A 22,069-nucleotide genomic window follows, 5' to 3' on the forward strand; every position below is an offset into this window, starting at 1 on the left:
TTTGCGTGAAACTCTTCACATGCACCCGAAAGACATACGGATAGAGGACTACACGTACGATTTGCCCAACGAGCGAATTGCTCAGCATCCGTTGGAGAAGCGAGATCAGTCCAAATTGCTGTATCGCGATGCTTCAGGAGAAATATCAGATCTAAAGTTTCATAATATCCCTGAGCTTTTCGGGCCGGATGACTTGTTGATCTTTAATGAAACGAGGGTTATTCGAGCTAGGCTCATCTTTCCTCGTGGTGAAGGAATGAAACCCATTGAGGTTTTCTGCATCGACCCTTATCAAATTGATATTGAATCGGCCATGTCGGCTACGCATCATGTTACCTTCAAGTGCATGGTGGGTAATGCGAAGAAATGGAAAGATGCTCCTCTCATTTGGAAGGACAAGGACGGAAACGATCTACTGATTGCTGAAAAGCAGGGTCGTGAGGGAGGCACCTTCATTATTAGATTTTCTTGGACAAAGCAGATTCACTTTGCTGCGATATTAGAGGAATTGGGACACATGCCTTTGCCTCCGTACATGACGAGATCAGATGAACCAGAGGATGCGGATAGGTACCAGACGGTATATGCCACACGCGATGGATCAGTGGCTGCGCCTACCGCAGGACTGCATTTCACCGACGAGGTCCTATCCAGAATTGAAAGCGCTGGAAGTCAGCTTGGTAGAGTTATACTTCATGTTGGAGCTGGCACCTTCAAGCCTGTGAGTTCCGACACCATGGAGGGGCATGAAATGCATTCTGAAGCGCTTGAGATCAGCCGAGAAATCATTCAAAGCATAATTGAAAGGCCACGAGTTACCGCTGTTGGAACTACCTCAACCCGCACATTAGAATCCCTGTACTGGCTTGGTGTGATGATAAATGGGGGACAAACCGTGGACATGAACAATGTATTCGTAGACCAATGGGTCCCATACGAGATCGGTAGTGATCTTCCTGTTGACAAATCACTGAGCACAGTTCTCGAAGAAATGCGTATTCAAAATGTTGAATCGATACACGGGAGGACTCAAATTATCATTGCTCCGGGGTATGAATACAAGCTGGTTAAGCGACTCATCACCAACTTCCACCAGCCGGGAAGCACGCTAATGCTCCTTGTTGCGGCGGCAATTGGAGAGGATTGGAAGGGTGTTTACGAGCACGCATTAAGAAATGACTACAGATTCTTAAGCTATGGCGATAGTTCGCTTCTTCATATTTCTTAATCTGATTTCTGCTTGTGCCTTTGGCCAAGTGATTCAGACCACTCCTCTAACAGATTCGTTGGAAGAAGTTAGCGGCATGGTTTCGAAGGGCGACTACATTTGGATGATCAACGACAGTGGGAATGAGCCATTTCTTTACGAATACAAAGGCGTTCATTATCAAGGTGCGTACTACATCGAAGCTCAGAATCGCGATTGGGAGGCGATGACAGTCGACCCCGTGGGCAACATTTACATTGGCGACATCGGCAACAACGCGAACGACCGCAGGGAAAGGAGAATCTATCGAATTCGCTATGCCGATTTAGATCATTCCTTCGATACTATTCGGCCAGAGTTAAGAGAATATTACACGCCAACAGCTCCACCATTTGCCGAAGGCAAGAGGGATTATGATTGGGAGAGTCTGATTTGGTATGCTGGTCAATTTCATGTGTTTAGCAAAAACCGCCGGGAGCCTTTTGATGGTAATCTCGTTCACTTTGCTGCCTCAGCGAGGTTTAATCAGCCGGACACTTTTCAAATACAAGACTCCACAAAACTGGGAGCAATAGTTCGAGAGCTCTACTGGATAACGGATGCCACCTTGAGTGAAGATAGACGGCACCTGTTTCTGCTTAGTTCTGACAAGGTCATTGCCTATTTCGACTTTCCTGAAGACAGATTCTTTGAAGGATACAAAGTGATTATGCCGCTTGGATCGCTATCGCAACATGAGGCAATCACTGCCTGGAATGACACGCTTCTGCTCATTGCGGATGAGCAGACTCCTCTGGGCGGTAGAAATCTCAAGGTCTTTGATTATTCCGATGAACTTGAAGATTACGAAGAGGAACGACGCAAGGAAGTTTCGTTGGATACCAAAAGAATCGATAGCACGATTACGATAACGGTAGAACCGATTGTCACAACTAAAGTGGTCTTAGAAATCTACAATGACGGCGGACTTCTTGTAAAAGACATACTCTTGGGAGAAGCTCCGGCAGATTCAGTGTCAACATTCACGGTTAATCTGAAAGAACTTCCAGTTGGCATGTACATACTCAACGTTTTGTGTGGTCGAGTGCCACATGGCTTTTTCGCAATTAGGCCTGGTGTGTATGATCCAGGAAATCAGTCAAACGAATAGGAAAGGTAAACTCCATTTCCAGTAGGAAGTACCCAGAGCTTTCTGTCGTTTTGCACAATGGTGCGACCAACATACCACCCAAGGGCGGCTCCAAAGAAAACATCAGAACCCCAATGAACATCGTCGTGAATTCGAGAGAGTCCCGCTAGTGTAGCTAGGGAGTATACGGAAACGCCTACCCAGGGTTGCTCGCGATAACTGTGAGCAAATACACTTGCTACTGCGAAAGCTGTCGAGGTGTGACCAGATGGAAAAGCATCGTTGTCACCCGTAATAGCATAAGGACCCAGCCAAGTGTAGGGGTCATCGCTCTCGTAGGGTCTTGGTCTGTGCGTAAGTTGTTTCAGCAGCACTGTGGCTCCTCCGGTTAGTACAAATGCCTTGAAAGCCTGAAGGGAGGTGCGTTGGAGTTTTGCATCATCCGTAAAGTAACCTACGCCAAATGCAATAGCGGTTCCCCCGAGTGAGTACAACCCGCTGCCGATGGGTTCGGCTACATATCTGGAGAATTGATCGCTGCCATCCGTCCTCCAACTTTGAAATGACTGCCGGATTTGTGCGTCCTGGGAGTAGATAACGAGTCCGGTAGACATCACTCCGGCGGCTGTCCACCAACCGGTTTCGTTCCACTTATCTACCCTAACGACATCCGCTGGAGTCTCGTACCAGCCTTGCCAGTAGGACGTGTCCACGATTTGTCCACTGGAGACAAATGCAGAAAGTAGACTGAGAATCGCCATCCCTAATTTCAAACTGCAGAAATTCATGCCATGCTAAAGTATATTATCTCCATCACAGTTTTGCTCGGCAGCTCTTCCATCTATTCACAATTGTCCATGGTTTGGTACAATGTTGAAAATGCCTTCGACACAATAGATGACCCGGCGAAATGGGATGAAGAATATACACCTCAATCTTCCAAGGAATGGGTAAGTTGGAAGTATTGGTCGAAGCTGAATAGGGTGGCGAAGGTTCTTCGAAACAGCACTGGAGAAGAGGCGCCTGATATTATCTGTTTAGGTGAAATTGAGAATAATGGCGTGCTCTATGACTTGTCAAGACGTCCTGCCCTAAAGAAACAGGGTTACCGACTTGTACATTACGAAAGTCCCGATTTGAGGGGGATTGATGTCGGATTGCTATACAAGTCCGAAGTCGTAAACGCTTTTGCAAGCAGGGCCATTTCGGTCCTTCTTCCCGACAAAAAGAAAACGAGAGACATCTTATTGGTTTCGTTTGAGACGAAAGAGAAGGATACGATTCATTTATTCTTGAATCATTGGCCGAGTCGACGTGGTGGACAAAGCACCTCCAATATAAAGCGAGTGATTGCCTCTGAGCGCTTGATAAAGGCTGTGGATAGTCTAGAGCTTGAATTTGATCATCCGAATATTATCATCACGGGAGATTTTAATGATGGTCCGGAAAACGAGAGTGTGCAACTATTGAAAAAGCATGGCTTTGAACTACTGATGGAGGACTGGAGTAAAGGCATGGGGACGCACCGACATGCGGGGGAATGGGAGTATTTAGATCAATGGATTGTTAGTCCTCAATTACGCGATGGCACTGTGTATTCGGTAGACTCGTATATCTATTATGTAGAGCAGATGGTAAGGCCTTCTTCGAAATATCCGGGAATAGAACCGAGGCGAAGTTGGGCGGGACATCGCTTTGTGAATGGATACTCAGATCACCTTCCGATCGTTCTTAAACTCACCAGAAGGGCTGATTAGCCATTTATGTTGGTCGATAGAAAGGTTCCTCTCTATTTGTGGGTTGAAAATTTCTATCTTGCATTGTTCAATGACAAACACGAATCGAATGAAACGATTTCAATGGAAATGGGCGCTTGTCGCTCCTGTTCTTGCGCTAGGAATGGTAGCATGCGAAGAACCAGATCCGACGGATGAACCAGGCGGCTCTTATCCATCCGACAATATCTCAGTTGCAAGCCAGCAGCAGATTGCCATTACGGAGATCACTGCTGCGGATTGTGGCACTTGTCCTCCAACACAAGAGATTACAGAAGTACTCAAGACCTTGTATCCTGGTCGCATCGTTCCGATGTCTCTTCAAGCTGGCGATACGCTTTACACTCCATTTATGAACGACATTTATCTCACCCTTGGTGATGATATGTCGAACACCTTCAAGTTCTTCATCAACGGAGTTCAACTTCCTCCGGGTGTAAACCCATACGAGCAAATTCAAATCATGATTGATGCCGACATCCCTCCTATCGTGGGTGTTGGACATGCCACTCGTGAGAATGACACTGCTTGGTTGATTTATCCTGCCGTGCATGTGTACGCTGACAATCAAAGAGACTTATACGTACAGAGTTATGTGATGCTCGATAACGTTGTTGCCAAGGCGTATGGTTCTGTAGACGTAACACAAGCGAGTGCCGACCCACGCATTCAAGCAGGTACGGGTGGAAATCCAACTACATGGACCTCCAATGGTGGTCAGGTGGATTCTGCTACCTACCTCTATTCTCCAGGTGATCCATACATGCATCATGATGTGACGATGTTCGCTGGTGTAAACGATACAAACGTATACGGTCTTCCGCTGAGCATTATCAACCCATTGGGTCAGAATTACCTCAATGGCGACATCTTCGGAAACCAGTACACGCCAATTGAAATCTCGGTTCCAAAGCCAGACTTTGATATTGCATCACATGTAGAAGCAGATTTAAAAGTTGTTACGGTTGTTTGGGAGCGTGTTCCAGGAGCTCCAGATGTATACACATATGTGAATGGATATTACTCGGCGTTCTAGATAGAAGCTGAAAATAGATTTGGAAAGCCTCGGTGAAAGCCGGGGCTTTTCTTTTTTGGGGGAAACTCTCGCAGAGAAAATCAGGATGTGCGGGGTGGGTAGAGAACGCAGGGAGCCTCACACAGAGAAACAGAGGGCACAGAGGGGATCTCTCGTAGAGAATATGAGGATTTGCGGGGTGAGTAGAGAGAGCGGGGAATCTCACACAGAGAAACGGAGGGCACAGAGGGGATTCTCTCGCAGAGAATTTGAGGATTTGCGGGGTGGGTAGAGAACGCGGGGAGCCTCACACAGAGAAACGGAGGACACGGAGGGGATCTCTGGCAGAGAAAAATGTGGATGTGCGAGGTAAGTAGAGAACGCGGGGAGCCTCACACAGAGAAACAGAGGGCACAAAGGGGGATCTCTCGTGGAGTAAATGAGGATGTGCGTGATGGGTAGAGAACGCGGAGGAGGCTTGAGATGGCAGTGGAAAAGAAGAAAGTAATGGGTGATGAAGACGGAGTGCAACATCATTCGCCACACTTCTGGGAAGTGAGTCGTTCAATCGATTTTCATTGAGGGGGTTGTGCCCCCTCCCCGGTCTCAAGCTCGCTATTCCTATTCGGGTAAGTCGGATGGTAAACGTATACAAACGCTTAGTTATGCACAGCTCCTCCAATTAAAAAACAATGCTTTGAGAATCGAAGAATAGAAATTGTGTGATGGTAAATTGACATCAATGTGGGTTATGTCACATCAAATGAACAACCGTTACCAATTTGGTAACTTTTAATATCTTTGAAACTCGAAAAGTTGAGAGTGATAGCGAGAAAGACGTTACGTGAATTCTGGAAGACTCATGCAGATTCAGAGCAGAGTCTAAAATCATGGTATAGAGAAACTGAGAAATCCTCGTGGAGAAACATCAATGAACTGAAAAGGGACTACCCAAGCGCCAGTATTCTCAGAGAGAACCGTATCGTGTATAACATTAAAGGGAATAAATATCGACTCATTGTCAAATTCAACTTCGACTATCAACTGTGTTGGATAAGATTTATTGGAACACATGCCGAGTACGACAAAATTGACGCTCAAACAATTTGATCATGAAGATTACGCCCATTAAAAGCGAAAGTGATTACTCCGCTGCCCTTGAAAGACTGGAAGTAATTTTCGATTCTAAAAGTAGTACAGAAGAAGGTGATGAACTTGAAATCCTCTCTATCCTCATAGATCGCTATGAAAGTCGTCATCACTTCATTGATATGCCAGACCCTATTGAAGCCATCAAATTTAGAATGGAGCAGATGGGAATGAAACAAAAAGATCTGGCCCAAGTGGTGGGATACAAAAGTCGCGTAAGCGAAATCTTAAACAAGAAACGAAAGCTCAATCTCGAAATGATACGCAGACTGAGTGCAGCACTTCGAATTCCGACTGACGTGTTGATTCAGGAGTATTGAGCTGCAACGAGCTATCGTTCGTCAATATTGAACACTGTCAGCTATCTACTGACTAATTTGTAATAAGTTCAAATTCATCCAAAAGCCATCTCAACGATTGATCATGCCTTGACACCGGCTCGAAAGCTTTGAAGCGCAGAGTTCTGTGAATCTTAAATCCTTCAAAATTTAAGTAATTGTAAAATGCACCGTCATTTGTCAATTTCCACTCTTCGTTAAAATTTGAGGGCTCCTGAAAAGGTTCAACTATTCTCCAATCCACAATTGTGGAATCATTTACGACTTCACCTTCAAAATGTGACAAGACGTATTGTACGTTTCCCCCTCTGCGGGCAAAGTACTGAATGGGAAGCCAAGCACTTATCTTATTGTCATCAATAAAATAGAAGCCGTTCTTAACCGGAGGCATATGGTTTTGGGAACGATACTCCGCTTGAAGAAATCGCATTCCTTCGTTCACCTCTCGATTATTACTGAAAGATCTGCGGGACATATAACATGCCCCGTTGGGATAGAAGAAAAATACGATAAACTCAGTTTGGCTAACTTCTATCTCTCCAACCTCCCTGGTTAGACTATTATATTCTGTCTCACCCGCACTGAAGAAACCTTTGAGTTTCAATTGAGAGCCAGCACCTTCTGCCTTGAGGGTTCTTAAATCGGATTCAACCTCACGCTTTACTGTGCGACTGATGTTCTTGACGTAAACCTGTCCACACCCAATCATGAGTATAAGTAAAAGAAGTGCGAACAACTTCCTCAGAGATAGTAGATGGAAAGACTTTACAACCAATTGCAATCTAAGTGACATATGAGACTAGCGAGAGAGTAAGATTATCAAGATAAGAATTACTAGACCATCAATCCGCTCACTCAGACGATTCCACGGTAATAAGTTCACACGGTTCGCAACCGTATCTCCTAAGACCAATGCAACTTCACAAAACCAAAAAAGGCACCAACCTAAGTCAGTGCCTTTTCTAAAACTCTTTTCAGCTCCGGACTTTGCAACCCTCTTGCCTCAGGCCTCAAGCCTATTGCCTCAAGCCTCTTGCCTCTGGCCTCTTGCCTCTGGCCTATTTATTCATTCTACGAACTCTGCGGTTCGTTCCTGGCTGATCTTTCTGATCTTCCATAGCCTTGTTTAGGCGCTTCTGAAATTTGCTTTCCTTCTTAGGCTTAGTCTTGTTCTCTTGAAGCTTCGCATGCAGTGCATCTTCATCGATGAAGCGACGAATGGCGAACTGTTGTCCGAAAGTCAACAAGTTTGAAATCAAGTAGTAATATGAAAGTGCTGCTGGGTAACTGTTGAAGAAGAACAGCAACATGAATGGCATGATGTAAACGATGTACTTCAACGCCGGCATCTGGCTGTTCTGGCTTCCAGTCATCTGCTGGTTCATGTAAGAGTACATGAAAGTAGAGATGGCCATGAGAATAGTGAACAAGCTGACGTGATCTCCATAGAATGGAATCTCGAATGGCAAACGCGCGATTACATCGTAAGTTGATAGGTCGGTTGCCCACCAGAAGCTCTCCTGACGAAGTTCAATCGACGCTGGGAAAAAGCGGAACATGGCGAAGAGAATTGGCAATTGCACCAATTGTGGAATACATCCACCGAGTGGATTCACTCCCGCCTTGCGGTACAGGTCCATCATGGCCTGTTGCTTCTTCATCGGATCTTCATCCTTGTATTTCTCGTTGAGCTCATCAATCTCCGGCTTCAATACGCGCATTTTAGCCATTGAGCGGTAGCTTGAGAATGTAAGTGGTGAAAGGATAAACTTGATTCCGAATGCCATCAAGAAGATGATCAAGCCGTAATTCAAGCCATAGCTGTCAAGCCAGTTGAAGACCTTAACAACCACTCCACGAGATATCCATCCGAAGATGCCCCAACCAAAGTCAATGATCTTGTCATATCCAAGATTGTACTGCTTGAGGATATCGTACTTGTTTGGACCCAAGTACATGTTCATATTCACTCCGAAGTTTCCGTCCACCTCCTGAATGAAGATTCGCGACTTCAGGTCTTTGATATACGGTCCGCCATCAAATGCGAATGAAGCCATGCTCGCGCTGTCGAACCGACCTTGAGCTGTGATGATGGTAGAGAAGAACTGCTCTTGGTGAGCCACCCAACGAATATTCGATGCGCTCTCGCTATCTGCAGTAGTTTCTGAGAGGTCTTCACGCTCTCCATCTTCGATTTCCCAGTAGGAGATTTGAGTCTTCTGGTTTTCGAGTGTTCTTGACTTCTCGTGCTTGATTGTGCTCTGTTCCCAGTTTAGCACAAGCGGATTACGACCAGCTGATTGTCCTTTTACGGAGAATTCAGTTTGATACTCGCCTGGTGTCAATGCCCATCTCACCGTAAATGGACCATTCGGTCCGGTTGCCGATAGGGCGAGGCTTGTTGCAGTTCTTTCCGAAATTTCGAAGAATACCTCCTTCGTGCTCCAATCGCCCAACTCGAATGAAAGCTTTTGGTTGCCCTCATTTACGAGATAGAGTTCGGTCGAATCCCAAGTTTGATATTCTTTGAGTTGAACTTGAGTGATTTGAGCTCCCAAGTTGGAAATCTCCATCTTGATGAGGTCGTTCTCAATCGTGTAAAACTCTTCTACTTGAACTACTTTCTCGGTTGAATCTCCTCCAGCAACGACAACGGCATTTGTGTCGCTTGCTGCAGGTTGATTTACAACACGGGTTGAATCAGAAACCTGTTCGGTTGGTGTTTCTTGCGGCTGTTCGCTATCGCTTGAGCTCGAATAGCTGAACCAAAAGAATACGGCACCAATCAGCAACAGGCCGATGAACTGCATTCTGTCAAAGCCAGACTTGTTCTCCATTATTTAAGATTGTTGATTCACTGCGTACTTGACCGCGGCATTAACGAACCCAACAAAAAGTGGATGTGGGTTTGCTACGGTACTCTTGTATTCAGGGTGGAATTGAACCCCGATAAACCAAGGGTGTGAATCGATTTCAACAATTTCAACCAACCCAGTTTCTGGATTGATTCCACTTGGACGAAGACCGGCGGCCTTCAAATCTTCCAAGTATGCGTTATTAAATTCATAGCGGTGACGATGTCTTTCAGAAATCGACTTGCGCTTATAGATTTTGTAAACCTTACTCTCTTCGTCAAGATCACAAGCTTGGGCACCCAATCTCATGGTTCCCCCCATCTCGTTAATCTTTTTCTGCTCTTCCATAAGGTCGATGACAGGGTCGGTGGTAGAAGAATTCACTTCGGTAGAATTCGCCTCACTCTTTCCGAGCACGTTACGAGTATATTCAATTACCGAGGCCTGCATTCCAAAACAGATTCCGAAGAATGGAATACCGTTTTCACGTGCATATCGAACGGCTTCGATCTTTCCTTCAAAACCTCGCTCACCAAATCCTGGTGCTACTAGAATCCCATCGAGGTCACGCATGAAACGAGCAACGTTATCCGGCTCCAAATCCTCACTGTGGATCCAGCGGACATTGACCGTAGTTTCTTCATTTGCTCCAGCGTGAATCAATGCTTCGTAAATCGATTTGTAAGAGTCTTTCAACTCCACGTACTTACCGATGAGGCCAATTTCAATTTCGTGCTTAGGATACTTCAACTTGTAAAGGAAGTCCTTCCAGCGCGTAAGGTCTGGTTCCCCTGTTGTTGGCAATTCAAGTTTTCTGAGAACCACCTCATCGAGCTTTTCTTTGCGCATCAAAACTGGAACCTCGTATATCGTTTCAGCATCGATACTCTCGATAACCGAATCTTTTGTCACGTTGCAGAAGAGCGCAAGCTTGCGACGAATTTCATCACCAATGTGATGTTCTGTACGGCAAACAAGCACATCAGGCTGAACACCGCTCTCTTGGAGCATTTTCACAGAGTGCTGAGTAGGCTTAGTCTTTAGCTCACCTGTAGCACCGAGCATCGGAACAAGTGTGAGGTGAACAACTACGCAGTCGGACCCGAGTTCCCAGCGAAGCTGACGAACGGTCTCGATGTAAGGTAGAGCTTCGATATCACCAACTGTCCCGCCGATCTCTGTGATGACGATTTCAAATTCGCCTGTATTTCCCAACATCTTGATGCGATTCTTAATCTCATCTGTGATGTGAGGAATCACCTGTACGGTCTTACCTAAGTAATCTCCTCTGCGTTCTTTGTCGATTACCGACTGATAGATTCTACCAGTGGTAACGTTGTTCGCCTGAGATGTAGGTCGGTTTAGGAATCGCTCGTAGTGCCCTAGATCCAAATCTGTTTCGGCCCCATCATCGGTTACGAAACACTCACCGTGCTCGTAAGGATTAAGGGTTCCTGGATCAATATTGATATATGGGTCCAACTTCTGAATGGTAACGGAATACCCTCGGCTCTGCAGAAGCGTTGCCAAAGAGGATGAAATAATTCCCTTACCCAAGGATGACGTAACCCCACCGGTTACGAAGATGTACTTTGTGTTGGATTTCCCCATTGTCTGCCTGAATCAAAAAATCTCGGCAAAAATAGGGAAATGCAATCGTACGGGAAACCGCTATGCAGCCTTTCTGAAATTAAAAACCGTAGGTAGCGATAAGAGTTGGCATAATCGGCAACTGATCAACACGTTTTCTCTCCGCAGAATCGTAGTAGAAGATGTTGTTTCTGTTGTACACATTGGTTGCCGCAAAGGCCAAGTCGAATGTCGAGTATTTGGAGAGTTTCCAAGTCTTTTTGATCGTAACATCCATACGGTGATACGTCGGCAATCGCTTGCTGTTCAAGTCTCCGTACAGCGTTCCGAGCTGACCATTCTCTGTCTCGTATGGGTAGTCGATCACCGGTTGCCCATCGCCATCTGTCCATGGAAGTTGCTGATAGTAGCCGGCAACTGGAGTGAACGGGAAACCCGTACCCAAGTTCCATCTCACGTTTACTTCCCAACTGTTCGACTTACCGAACTTATAAGCCGCAACTAGGTTCGTGTTATGTCTACGGTCGAAATGCGGATTGTAAACCTGCTGACCGTCATCACGTGTAACTTCGGCGTAGCTGTACGTTCCCCAGAATGAGAACTGCTTGCCGCTGTACTTTAAGAGAACGTCGAATCCATAAGCTAAACCGCGTTCTGCGATGTAGCTTCTTCTCAAATATTCCGGACGGTCCAAGTAGTTCGAGTTATCCGGATAAATCTTGTTTCTGTTAACTGTTGTGATATTCTGGAAGTCTTTAACATAACCTTCCAAGTCAAGCGTCCAATCGTCAGCAAAGTCAATTTCAACTCCGAATACACCGTGGTTGGCGGTTTGAAGTCGGGTGTCAAGTGGCTCGCCCGTGTAAGTCGCAGGTTGTTCGTTTGGACTTGAAAGGAAACCGTAGAAGAGGTTCACTACGTCACGGTCACTGGTTGCAGCAAGAAGGTTCTGCGAGTACATACCCCCTGAAGCCTTGAATCTCAACCACTCGGTAGCGTTATACTTCACGCCAAATCTTGGTTCAAATCTAAATTCTGCCAATGCGCTGTAGTAGTGCAATCGAATTCCTGGTTCAATCAACCAGCGATCTAGCTGTAATTTATATTGGAAATAAGCACCGAGTTCAGATGTGCTCTGCTCTTGGGTGAGGGTTCTGTTTGCGGAGTTTACATAGTTGAAGTTCGTGCTGTATCCGATTGCTTCGAGGCCATACTTCAACTCGTCATGGTCGCGCATGAAATACGTGAAATCAAGTCCGCCGTTAAAGCCTGTAATGGAGCTGTTGCGGGGTTGTCCTTCAATCTCATTGGAGGTGATATCGTATTCGCTAAATGCGAAGTTACCGTTGATAATTACGGTAGAAGAAGGAGGAATTGCTGTGAAGTCAGCACCATACCCAAGGCTATTCCACGCAATGCTTTTATCTCCTGCAAATCGAACTTGATCGGCGAAATTGAACCCGAAGATATTCACTTCTGAACCTGTTCCCGACTGCCAGCTCATCTTACCATAGATGTCTTGGAATTCGAACGGAAGGCCGTCATATTCCGTTTCAACATAAGGATAGAAAATCTGCGAGCTTTCTGCTAAGAAGGACCTCTTGTAGGACACGAGTGCACTCACGGGAGCGAATCCTTGTTCATTTTTCTTACCAATTGGAACTTCGAGAAGTGCTTTACCCAAATACGTACTGGCGCTCACTTTACCTGTTACACGCTGGCGGTTCCCTGCACGAGTTCTAACGTCGAGAACCGAACTATTTCGGCTGGCGTATTCGGCATTGAAACCTGCGGAATGGACCTCTGCCGAGCGAAGAATATCGGTATCAAAAACAGAGAAAAAACCAATGCTGTGGAATGGGTTGTAGATAATCATTCCATCTAGCAACGTGAGGTTTTGAATAGGCGCGCCACCACGAATATAGAGCTGTCCACCTTGGTCACCCGTTGTGACAACCCCTGGCAGTACTTGGAGGGCGCGAACCAAATCTGGCTCACCGCCAATGGAGAACTGTTGGATGTTTTTGGAAGAAAGATTGACCGTAGCGGTCATTACTGAGGTTTGTCGAATTTGACGTTCTGCTGAAACCTCGACATCTTCTAACACTTCGGCTGTTTCGTCGAGATAGAATGAAGTAAAAGTGTTTTCACCATTCTTCACTGTTATAGTCTCTCTACCCTCGCTGTAGCCGATATAATTAACGACTAGCGTATATGTGCCTGCAGGGACGTTGTTTATTTGGTAGAATCCATCGATGTTGGAAATTGTAGCTTCTACCTCTACTCCATTGTTGTAAAGGGTAGCCGCGGCGAACGGAATGGGTGTTTCCGTTGCTCTCTCATAAATATTTCCTCGAACGACTCCTTGACCAAAAGTGGTAAGGGACATCGCCGTAAAGAACAACAGACTAAAAAGTCTCGTGTTAAGGGTCTTCATTCTCTCAAGTGTCTTAGCAGAAGGCTTCAAAAATAGGAAACCATACGAGGCTAACGTCCATTTTCAGCCTCGGGTTTGCTAATGGAGTATTTTAAAAATCAATTCGCGGAGAATATCTTCATGAGAAATATCTCCTCCACCGAGTCCTTTGCTTCTCCCATCGGCTTCCCTTAGGTAACCGATAATCCGCAAACATTTATTGAGTGGATAGCGCTTAGCGGCCGCAAGGTAGTCTTTCAAAAAGTATGGGTTCACGCGGAGTGCGCCGGCTAACTCACTTTGACTCTTCCCAGCATTAGTGTGTACCTGAATCACTTTCGTGAAATAGGAAAAGATCAAGCTGATTGTAACTACAAGTGGATTGTCTTTCGGGTTTTGAGCGAAGTAATGGATGATCTTATTTGCCTTCACCACGTTCCCTTCGGCGATTGCTTTTTGAAGCTCGAAGTTGTTGTAGTCCTTGCTAATGCCGATGTTTCTTTCGATCACATCTGCGGAAATCTCTCCTCCTTTCGGAACTACAATCATGAGTTTATCCAACTCCTGCGTCATTCTCCCCAAGTCGCTTCCCACGAACTCGGTGAGTAGTGCGACAGCCTTAGGAGATACTTTGTACCCATTCTGACGAATTTGATTGCTCAACCAGTCTGCAACTTGATTGTCGTAAAGCTTCTTGCTTTCAAGTAAAACGTGATCCTTGGCAAGTACTTTGGCAAGCGCCTTTCGTTTGTCGAGCTTCTTGTACTTATACGCGATGACAAGCACGGTTGTCGGTTGGGGTTGTTCAGCGTAAGATTTGAGGTCTTCTATATTGCGAACGTGCTGTGCTTCCTTGACAACAACCACCTGTTTCTCGGACATCATCGGAAATCTCTTGGCCTCCGAAACAATGTCTTGAACAGTGGTTTCTTTCCCATAAATAACGCTTTGGTTGAACCCCTTTTCGGCTTCTTCCAAAACTTCATGTTCAATTCTCTCTGTAATCTTATCGATGAAGTACGGCTCCTCGCCCATCAAGAAATAGATGGGGCGATAGACCTTTTGATCAAGCTCCTTCGAAATCGCTTCAAACGTCATACGGCCAAAGATAATTTAAGGAGTTGGGAAGACTAGAAATCTCAAACAAAATCAATCGTGGTGATAGGGTTCGTTCTTGAGAATTGTGAATGCGCGATAGATTTGCTCGGTGAAAAACAGACGTATCATTTGATGGCTGAAGGTCATATCGCTTAGGCTTACCTTGCCATTGGCGCGATTGTACACTTCCTCTGAAAAGCCAAAAGGTCCACCTACGAGAAACACAATCTTACTCGGACCAGCATTCATCCATTTTTGCAGCTGATCGGAAAAACCACGGCTCGAATAGCGTTTGCCGTTTTCATCCAGTAGAATGACAAAATCTGAAGGAGCGATATCTTTTAGAAGCACTTCGCCTTCAGCGGAATTTTGCTCTTGAGGATTGCGATTCTTCATCCCTTTTAAATCGGGAATTTCGGTCATACTGAATCGCACATACCGCTTCAATCGCTTTAAATAGACCTCGGTACCTTCTCGAAGATATTTTTCGGAAGTTTTACCCATCACCCTCAATACAATCTCCATAAATTTGTGCTTTACGGCGCGTGGCGCTCACCTTGCAATGATAGCGAAAACACCAGTATTCATGAAGATTTCAGAAATCCCGTTCCTCGACCAACAGATCGATCAAGCTTTGAGAGAAGATATTGGCGACGGCGACCACAGTGCACTCAGTTGTATTCCGGAAGACCACATGGGAGGAGCAAAATTGCTCATCAAAGAAGATGGCATCATTGCTGGTGTTGAATTGGCCGAAATCATCTTGAAAAAAGTCGACCCAACTATTGAAGTGGAGATTTTGATCACTGATGGTTCGTCTATCAAAAAGGGAGATATCGCCTTCATCGCCAAAGGGCCTACCGTCGCACTATTGAGAGCTGAACGTCTACTTCTCAATTATATGCAGCGTTTAAGCGCCATTGCGACCAAGACGAATCACTTTGTCAAACTAATCGAAGGTACCAACGCAAAGGTTTTAGACACACGAAAGACCACACCTGGTTTGCGTTATTTGGAAAAATGGGCGGTGACCCAAGGAGGTGGACATAACCATCGCATGGGGTTGTATGATATGATTATGTTGAAAGACAACCACATCGATTTTGCTGGTGGAATTCCACAGGCGGTGGAACGAGCACGTACATATATTTCGGAGAAAAACCTCAGCATCCCAATTGAGGTGGAAACACGAGATATGGATGAAGTAGCTCAAGCGCTTGCTGCTGAGGGGGTGGATCGGATCATGCTTGACAATTTCACTCCAGCTCAAACGAGTGCAGCTGTTCAATTCATCAATGGAAAAGTAGAAGTTGAAAGCTCTGGGGGAATTAACGAATCGACAATTAGGGATTACGCTGAATGTGGCGTAGATTTCATATCTGTTGGAGCGCTGACGCACAGCGTGTACGGCCTGGATATGAGTTTCAAAGCCCTATGAAAGCGGTAGACCGCATCCTCGAAAGTATTTCTCCTGTTACGAACTGGGTTGAACGTCAGTCTCGACGTATCAAGTTGCCTGGCTTTGATGGTCTGAGCCTATTTGATGTTGCCTCCTTCTTCTTCAAGGGGCTTTTTGAGGGAGCGATTACGACGCGAGCGGGATCTATCTCGTGGAGCTTCTTCATTGCTATGTTCCCGGCAATAATTTTCTTCTTCAACTTGATTCCATTCATTCCGCTCGAAGGGTTCCAAGGAGAGATTTTCGAAATCATGGAGGACGTCTTGCCTCCAACGACATATGAGTTGGCGAGAACGACCATAGATGACATTCTGAATCATCGTCGAGGCGACCTCCTATCTTTCACGTTCCTTGCTACTTTATTCTTCGCGACAAACGGAACGATGTCGCTCATCTCTAATGTGAGCATCACCTTCCATCAAATTGATTCTAGAGTCTTTTGGCAGCAGTACTTGGTTGCGCTTCTACTCACAATCGGACTAGGAGTTTTATTACTGATTGCTGTCGCTGCTATCCTCTTCGGCTCGAATTTCACGGAATGGATGATTACTCGTGATTACATCCCGGAAGAAAGTCAGGTTCTGATACAGTTTGCACGGTATATCATCCTTCTCTTGGCCGTTCTTGTGGCCATTTCACTTCTATTTTACTACGGCCCCACCAAGAAAAAGGAATGGGGTTTCTTCTCGCCGGGTGCAGTATTGGCTACGCTACTCATTGTCGTAACCTCTTTTGGGTTTGGCATTTACGTCGACAACTTCAACAGCTACAACAAACTCTACGGTTCGATCGGCGCCTTGCTGGTCATCATGCTTTGGATCTACATCAACAGTATCAGTATTGTGGTTGGCTTTGAGTTAAATGCGAGTATAGCTGGAGCGCGCAAGAGGAGGTCGAGGTTGGAGGGACCGGGTCTGGACTGAGGTAAAAGGTGACAGGCGAGGGTCTTTAGACCAGAGGCTTCGGGCGTGAGGATTCTTGCGAGAGCTTTGGAGACTTAGATTTGCGCTAATGGGGTTGGTGTTGGTGCAGAGGAGTTTAGCCTTGTGGGATGTTTTTTTTATTTGGGGGTATCAGAACCCCTCCCCGTTCTCAAGCTACGATTCCAAATGCCGATAGTCGGACCGCAAACGTTTACAAACGGCTAGTTTTCAACATTCCAAGTTTTGATAGAAAGCACAGTGAAAATGACCATTGTCTCAATCTCCGGCACTAACTTCAGACCGGGGAGGGGCTGAATAGCCCCTTGAATCGTGGTCCATGAGCCCACGCCTGTTGCCGGTCCATGAAGCCCAAGGCCTAAGGTCTGTCACCTGAAGCCTCAGCAGTCGGGCGTCTTTTTCCGGGGGCCTCAATCCCCACCCCGTTCTCAAGCTACGATTCCAACCGTAGATAGTCGGACCGCAAACGTTTACAAACGGGTAGTTTTCAACACTGCAGGTTCTCCAAAATTCACAGACTGAGAATCCGGAGAGTCTCAATTTCAAGTTCTAACTTCAGACTGGGGAGGGGCTGAATAGCCCCGCAGGCAGTATCCGTTGCCTCACTACTGTTGCCGGTCCATGAAGGCTGCGCTCCGAGATCTGTCACATGAAGCCTTAGCAGTCGGGCGTCTTTTTCCGGGGGGCCTCAAACCCCACCCCGTTCTCAAGCTACGATTCCAAACGCAGATAGTCGGACCGCGAACGTTTACAAACGGGTAGTTTTCAACACTGCAGGTTTTCCAAAATTAACGGACTGAGAATCCGGAGAGTCTCAATTTTCAACGCTAACTTCAGAACGGGGAGGGGTTGAATAGCCCCCCTAATTTTCGCGCGCCTGCAACCTATCGCGCCACGACTGCGCCTCTCGCGATTCCCCCTTTCAGTCGAAACATCCGTCCAACCTACCAACAGCCTAACGATCCAACCCTCTAACCATCCAACTCTCCAACCCTCCAACCATCCAACCCTCCAACCCTCCAACCCTCTAACCCTCCAACCCTCCAAATAAAAAAGCCCCACCATAACGGCAGGGCTTCCCATATTCATTCTAATCGCTCTTACATTCCAGATGACTCTGTAGTGTAATCAGCCTGCATTTTAAGCGTCATTCCTCCTTGCGGAGCGCCCGGCATGTTCACACTTCCATCTACAGTAAGTGAACCTTCCTGAGTCTTAATCCATCCCGTTGCGCGGTCAACTGTCATTGAACCCGTTTGAGTTCCTGACATTTCCATCATGGAAGCCATCGGACCCGCCGAAGGGTCAACCATGATTTCTCCAGTTACGTCGAGCACAACCTCAGAATCAGAAACGCCTACAACCGTATAGGTAGTTTTGATAAGAAGCGGCAGCTGTCCGCCTTGCGCATTTTCAGTTGTCCAAGTAGAACCCTTAGTAACCGCCTCTTCAGGGAAGCCGAGGTTGTAAATTCCAATTTGAGACTGAACCTGCTCGATGTTGAATTGCTGAGCAATCACGCCACGCATCATCACCTTCATGGAATCTGGCTGGTCCAAGTTGTCCAAAACCTTGTCTGCGAACTCATCCTTATTCAACAGCTGAAGCGCATCACCACGATCGCTAAACTCAATTTCCATGCGAACACCGCGAAGCGCAGCCATAGCCATAGCATCTTCACTAAGCTCTGTTGCACCATCACGCGTATCATATACAACGTGCATTGTATCCATGGTCATTTCAGTGCGCATGTTTTCGAAAGACATGACCAATACCTGGTTTCCAGCTTCAGATTTTGCCTTTCCAGTCAAACCAAGCTCAAACTCCATGTCGGATTCCATTTGCTGACCTTCCGCACCCTGGGTGATGTCCATCGCCATGTGCATTGTGGTCGTAGCAGTAGTTGAGAAGTTTTCATCAACATTCAAACGAAGAACTGCGCTTTCATTTGAGCAAGAAGCAAGTGCAACTACAAGACTAAGAGCCGATAAGCTGCGGAGAGAAGTACGTAATTTCATGTGTACCGTTGTTATTTCATTTCTGAAGCGAAGATAGGTTTTGATATCTCTATTCCCATACAGACAAACAAATACCTCTTCTTGCTGTATATTAGAGCATCAACATGAAATTCAAATCTTATTTACAATGAAACATCTGATCACGCTCACGTTCGCCTATCTCATTGCAAGCTTTTCTGCAATGGCGCAGTCTCCAGACGATATCCTCGGAATTTGGCTGAACGAAAGAGAAGATGCCAAGATTGAAGTGTACAAGCAAAATGGCAAGTACTACGGAAAGATTGTTTGGCTGAAAAATGATAAAGAGGATGATGGAACAACTCCAAATCTCGACGATAAAAACCCAAATGCAAACCTCCGCTCAAGAAGAGTAATCGGAATCAATATCCTACGTGGATTGGTATGGGATGCCGACGATGAGGAGTATGACGATGGTGAGATTTACGATCCGCGCTCTGGCAAGACGTACTCCCTTTATGGATACATCCAAGAGGACGGAAAGCTCTTCATGAAAGGATATATCGGATTTTCATTGATTGGGCGTAGTACAGTTTGGACTCGCTCATCACTCTAAATAAATATTGATTGAGTTAGCCTCTAGTACTGCTAGGGGCTAACTATCAATGTTCCCGCTTCGTCAATCACCTCTCCGCGGTACGATGTCCCCACTAGCCTGTAGACATACGCCCCATTCGGTACTGTCGTTCCTCCAATAGTACCATCCCACAACGTTTCACCATTGTACGATTCAAAGACCACATTTCCCCAGCGGTCCAATATCGTTATGCGGTATTCTTCAAGTCCACCGACCTGGAATTCGTAGTAGTCATTTAGCCCATCTCCATTAGGCGTAAAAGCGTTCGGAAAGTACGTGAGAACCGTGCAGTTCACCTCATCAACAAAAAATCCAACTTCATATGGTCCACATGGCGAGATACCGTTTGCCGTGTAAAAACCACCCGCAGTCACCAGTAAGCTGTCTCCTACATCTCCTGTATTCCAAACGATATCGTTGATATAAACCTCAGGCACAAGCCCATCTAACCGCAGTTCAAGAGTGTCACCTTCGCACAAAATGTAGTCTTGATCATTCACTTGTGTTACTCCCTCCAAAACCTCAACAACTGTAGTATCGCTGTCGTAACAGTTTCCCCGAAACGCTTCAACCCAATACACCCCTGCAGCTGTAACGGTTATGGCTGGATCATTTGAACCCGTTGACCAGTAAATACTGTCAGGCGTAGAGTTGGCATTTACCGTGATAGTCGCGTCTTCTCCAATACAAAACGCCACAATGGGCGGTTGTGTAATCTGAAAATTCAAGACATTCACCAGAATAGTATCTCCCAAATTGCATCCGTTTATGTCAAAATTGACGAAATACTGACCTGGCTGATCTACTCTGAGCGAAAACGTCGTATCACCCGTGCTCCAAAGCACATTGTTTGCCGTTGGAGGAACTTCTAATAGAATCTCTTCTCCACCACACAAGGTTGTATCATTCCCAAGTTCAAAGCTTTGATTTCCTTCTGAAACAAATATTGAATCAACTTGCCAACATGTTCCAGAAACAGCCGTATACGCCGTATACCATCCAGGTGTGAAGACATCTCGCGAAATACCCTTCACTCCATCGCTCCAAACGACAGAGTCAATCGGTGGACGTGCCGTAGAATTGTATACCGTTAGGATGGCTGTATCGCCTGGACAATAAAATGCCGTGGCCGGAAGTGCTGAGGCGTCAAATGCAGTGTCCCTGTATACTTCAAAAGTATCTACTACCGAGGCGCAGTTTGTCGCAATTGTAACCCAGTGTGTGCCTACCGGAGGAGTTGAAATGGTTTGTCCCATCTGGCCAGTGGACCAGTTATACGTAGCTCCAATTAATGCAGGAGCTGTTACCGTTCCCGAAGCACAAATGGGCACTCTATCATCAATTGAAACAGCGGGATAAGCACCGGGATCAAACAGGAATTCACGAATAATATCTGAGAAAAATAAGGTCTGTGTAACTGGAGCAGTAGTCCAGGTTCCTTGATTAGCACTAGGTCTTGTGAAGATGAGCGACATCGCAGGATTCAGGCTTATCACCCCAGGGATATTAGGCTGCGCCGGATTAGTTGCAATGAAACGACCAAAATGACCTATCGTATCACAAAGCGCACCCAAGCCCTGCGCTTGGTCAGGGTGGTCAGCAATGAAATACGCATGGACCCCGTCTTGTGGCGTGGTATTATTGAAGACAGTCAGAGATACTCCTGTGGGCGAAGAGATAGTAGCTGTACCAATCCCGTAAATAAAAACACTTTGGTCGCCTAACGGAACCCCCGAAAGCTGATTGGAAACTCCCTGGCCGGGTAAATAAAGCATGTCTACGCCGGAAGTCGATGCATCCACCACAACGCCGCCTGTATTGTCAAATTGATAATGTCCCACAAGTCCGTTCGCATTTGCGGGGACCTTCTCACACATGCGTTGACGAATATCGTTGACAGGCAAGACACGATCCCAAAGCGTGAGTTCGTCTAACTCTCCGCTGAAGTAATCTCCTCCACCAGCATTTGAGAAGCCAATCGAAGTTTCTATTCCGGCAGGAAACGAAGCGTTATTCGCAGTCCCATCAAAAGTAACCGTACGCGAAACACCGTTGATGTAAATACTACCCGTAGTCGCATTGTTCATGGTAACAGCAACATGTACCCACTTGCCGGTTAATCCTGGCGTGGAGGCGCTCATACGGATGTAGTTTGCCGCCGCAAAACCGCTATTGTTTCCAAGTATCACTTGAATCTCTTGACCTACCGGATCGTAAACCAAGTTGATTCCTGTGTAACCTATGGTTGAATTTGCCGTAGAGAATATGGGCGAAACAGAAGTGCTCGTAGTCGCCTTCATCCAAACCATCACAGTAAAGGGGAAGTTGATGTTAGAGAGGCTATTACTCGCGGGTGAGCGCGCATAGTCTGTGGCAAAAGTGAAATCGATACTGTTACCAGAAGACGATTGCCCATTAGCGCAAAGAGCAATGGCCAAGGCCAATGTAAACGTTATAAGTCGCAAAGCATTTAGGTCAAAAAGG

The 22,069-nt window shown here is 46.1% G+C and carries 18 protein-coding genes; 9 read left to right on the top strand and 9 right to left on the bottom strand.

Translation table 11 applies throughout. The features are described from left to right. Window positions 1-19: 19 nt before the first annotated feature. The gene (locus F8C67_RS09380; RefSeq protein WP_151667581.1) at window positions 20-1,228 is read left to right on the top strand and encodes an S-adenosylmethionine:tRNA ribosyltransferase-isomerase; all 1,209 of its coding nucleotides are present in this window, start codon (window positions 20-22) and stop codon (window positions 1,226-1,228) included. Then, window positions 1,197-2,357, top strand: a complete 1,161-nt coding sequence (locus F8C67_RS09385) for a T9SS type A sorting domain-containing protein (protein WP_151667582.1) — start codon at window positions 1,197-1,199, stop codon at window positions 2,355-2,357. The genes F8C67_RS09380 and F8C67_RS09385 overlap by 32 nt, the downstream gene beginning before the upstream one ends. Here F8C67_RS09385 and F8C67_RS09390 read toward each other — a convergent pair. Beyond that, window positions 2,342-3,124: a phosphatase PAP2 family protein gene (locus F8C67_RS09390; protein WP_151667583.1), complete on the bottom strand. Its 783-nt coding sequence runs from the start codon at window positions 3,122-3,124 to the stop codon at window positions 2,342-2,344. The two genes, F8C67_RS09385 and F8C67_RS09390, sit on opposite strands and share 16 nt — an antisense overlap. Before the next feature lie 3 nt (window positions 3,125-3,127). On the opposite strand from F8C67_RS09390, the gene F8C67_RS09395 reads away from it, so the two are divergent. The 4 genes from F8C67_RS09395 (at window position 3,128) to F8C67_RS09410 (ending at window position 6,595) form a co-directional block, all read left to right on the top strand. Then, on the top strand, window positions 3,128-4,093 hold the full coding sequence (locus tag F8C67_RS09395; RefSeq protein ID WP_151667584.1) for an endonuclease/exonuclease/phosphatase family protein: 966 nt from the start codon (window positions 3,128-3,130) through the stop codon (window positions 4,091-4,093). Window positions 4,094-4,181: 88 nt separating this feature from the next. Then, window positions 4,182-5,147: a hypothetical protein gene (locus F8C67_RS09400; protein WP_151667585.1), complete on the top strand. Its 966-nt coding sequence runs from the start codon at window positions 4,182-4,184 to the stop codon at window positions 5,145-5,147. 795 nt (window positions 5,148-5,942) lie between these two features. Then, window positions 5,943-6,236: a type II toxin-antitoxin system HigB family toxin gene (locus F8C67_RS09405; protein WP_151667679.1), complete on the top strand. Its 294-nt coding sequence runs from the start codon at window positions 5,943-5,945 to the stop codon at window positions 6,234-6,236. Window positions 6,237-6,238: 2 nt separating this feature from the next. Continuing rightward, a complete protein-coding gene (locus F8C67_RS09410; protein WP_151667586.1) occupies window positions 6,239-6,595 on the top strand; it encodes a helix-turn-helix domain-containing protein in 357 nt (118 codons plus the stop codon). A gap of 52 nt (window positions 6,596-6,647) precedes the next feature. Here the strand turns inward: F8C67_RS09410 and F8C67_RS09415 are convergent, their stop codons facing one another. The 6 genes from F8C67_RS09415 to rlmH all read right to left on the bottom strand — a co-directional run bounded on the left by F8C67_RS09415 (window position 6,648) and on the right by rlmH (window position 15,097). Further along, window positions 6,648-7,322, bottom strand: a complete 675-nt coding sequence (locus F8C67_RS09415; protein ID WP_170266420.1) for a hypothetical protein — start codon at window positions 7,320-7,322, stop codon at window positions 6,648-6,650. 349 nt (window positions 7,323-7,671) lie between these two features. Beyond that, a complete protein-coding gene (gene yidC / locus F8C67_RS09420; protein WP_151667588.1) occupies window positions 7,672-9,450 on the bottom strand; it encodes a membrane protein insertase YidC in 1,779 nt (592 codons plus the stop codon). Window positions 9,451-9,453: 3 nt separating this feature from the next. After that, the gene (locus F8C67_RS09425) at window positions 9,454-11,079 is read right to left on the bottom strand and encodes a CTP synthase (RefSeq protein WP_151667589.1); all 1,626 of its coding nucleotides are present in this window, start codon (window positions 11,077-11,079) and stop codon (window positions 9,454-9,456) included. Between the two features lie 79 nt (window positions 11,080-11,158). Then, window positions 11,159-13,495, bottom strand: coding sequence for a TonB-dependent receptor (locus F8C67_RS09430; RefSeq protein WP_151667590.1), 2,337 nt, complete (start codon window positions 13,493-13,495; stop codon window positions 11,159-11,161). Between the two features lie 78 nt (window positions 13,496-13,573). Continuing rightward, window positions 13,574-14,572: a DNA polymerase III subunit delta gene (holA, locus tag F8C67_RS09435; RefSeq protein ID WP_151667591.1), complete on the bottom strand. Its 999-nt coding sequence runs from the start codon at window positions 14,570-14,572 to the stop codon at window positions 13,574-13,576. A 51-nt stretch (window positions 14,573-14,623) separates the two neighbouring features. After that, on the bottom strand, window positions 14,624-15,097 hold the full coding sequence (rlmH, locus tag F8C67_RS09440; RefSeq protein ID WP_151667592.1) for a 23S rRNA (pseudouridine(1915)-N(3))-methyltransferase RlmH: 474 nt from the start codon (window positions 15,095-15,097) through the stop codon (window positions 14,624-14,626). A 61-nt stretch (window positions 15,098-15,158) separates the two neighbouring features. On the opposite strand from rlmH, the gene nadC reads away from it, so the two are divergent. Both nadC and F8C67_RS09450 read left to right on the top strand, forming a co-directional pair. Next, a complete protein-coding gene (gene nadC, locus F8C67_RS09445; RefSeq protein ID WP_151667593.1) occupies window positions 15,159-16,010 on the top strand; it encodes a carboxylating nicotinate-nucleotide diphosphorylase in 852 nt (283 codons plus the stop codon). Next, a complete protein-coding gene (locus F8C67_RS09450) occupies window positions 16,007-16,954 on the top strand; it encodes a YihY/virulence factor BrkB family protein (protein ID WP_170266421.1) in 948 nt (315 codons plus the stop codon). Before nadC ends, F8C67_RS09450 begins: the two co-directional genes overlap by 4 nt. 1,118 nt (window positions 16,955-18,072) lie before the next feature. Here F8C67_RS09450 and F8C67_RS09460 read toward each other — a convergent pair. Then, window positions 18,073-18,990 (bottom strand): DUF6263 family protein, encoded by a 918-nt coding sequence (locus tag F8C67_RS09460; protein ID WP_151667595.1) that lies wholly within the window; start codon window positions 18,988-18,990, stop codon window positions 18,073-18,075. Between the two features lie 127 nt (window positions 18,991-19,117). Here F8C67_RS09460 and F8C67_RS09465 point away from each other — a divergent pair, with 127 nt between their 5' ends. Next, window positions 19,118-19,564, top strand: coding sequence for a DUF2147 domain-containing protein (locus F8C67_RS09465; RefSeq protein ID WP_151667596.1), 447 nt, complete (start codon window positions 19,118-19,120; stop codon window positions 19,562-19,564). A gap of 32 nt (window positions 19,565-19,596) precedes the next feature. On the opposite strand, the gene F8C67_RS09470 is transcribed toward F8C67_RS09465, so the two are convergent. Beyond that, window positions 19,597-22,050: a LamG-like jellyroll fold domain-containing protein gene (locus tag F8C67_RS09470; protein WP_151667597.1), complete on the bottom strand. Its 2,454-nt coding sequence runs from the start codon at window positions 22,048-22,050 to the stop codon at window positions 19,597-19,599. Window positions 22,051-22,069: the final 19 nt, after the last annotated feature.

The organism is Phaeocystidibacter luteus (assembly GCF_008933115.1).
Lineage (GTDB): Bacteria > Bacteroidota > Bacteroidia > Flavobacteriales > Schleiferiaceae > Phaeocystidibacter > Phaeocystidibacter luteus.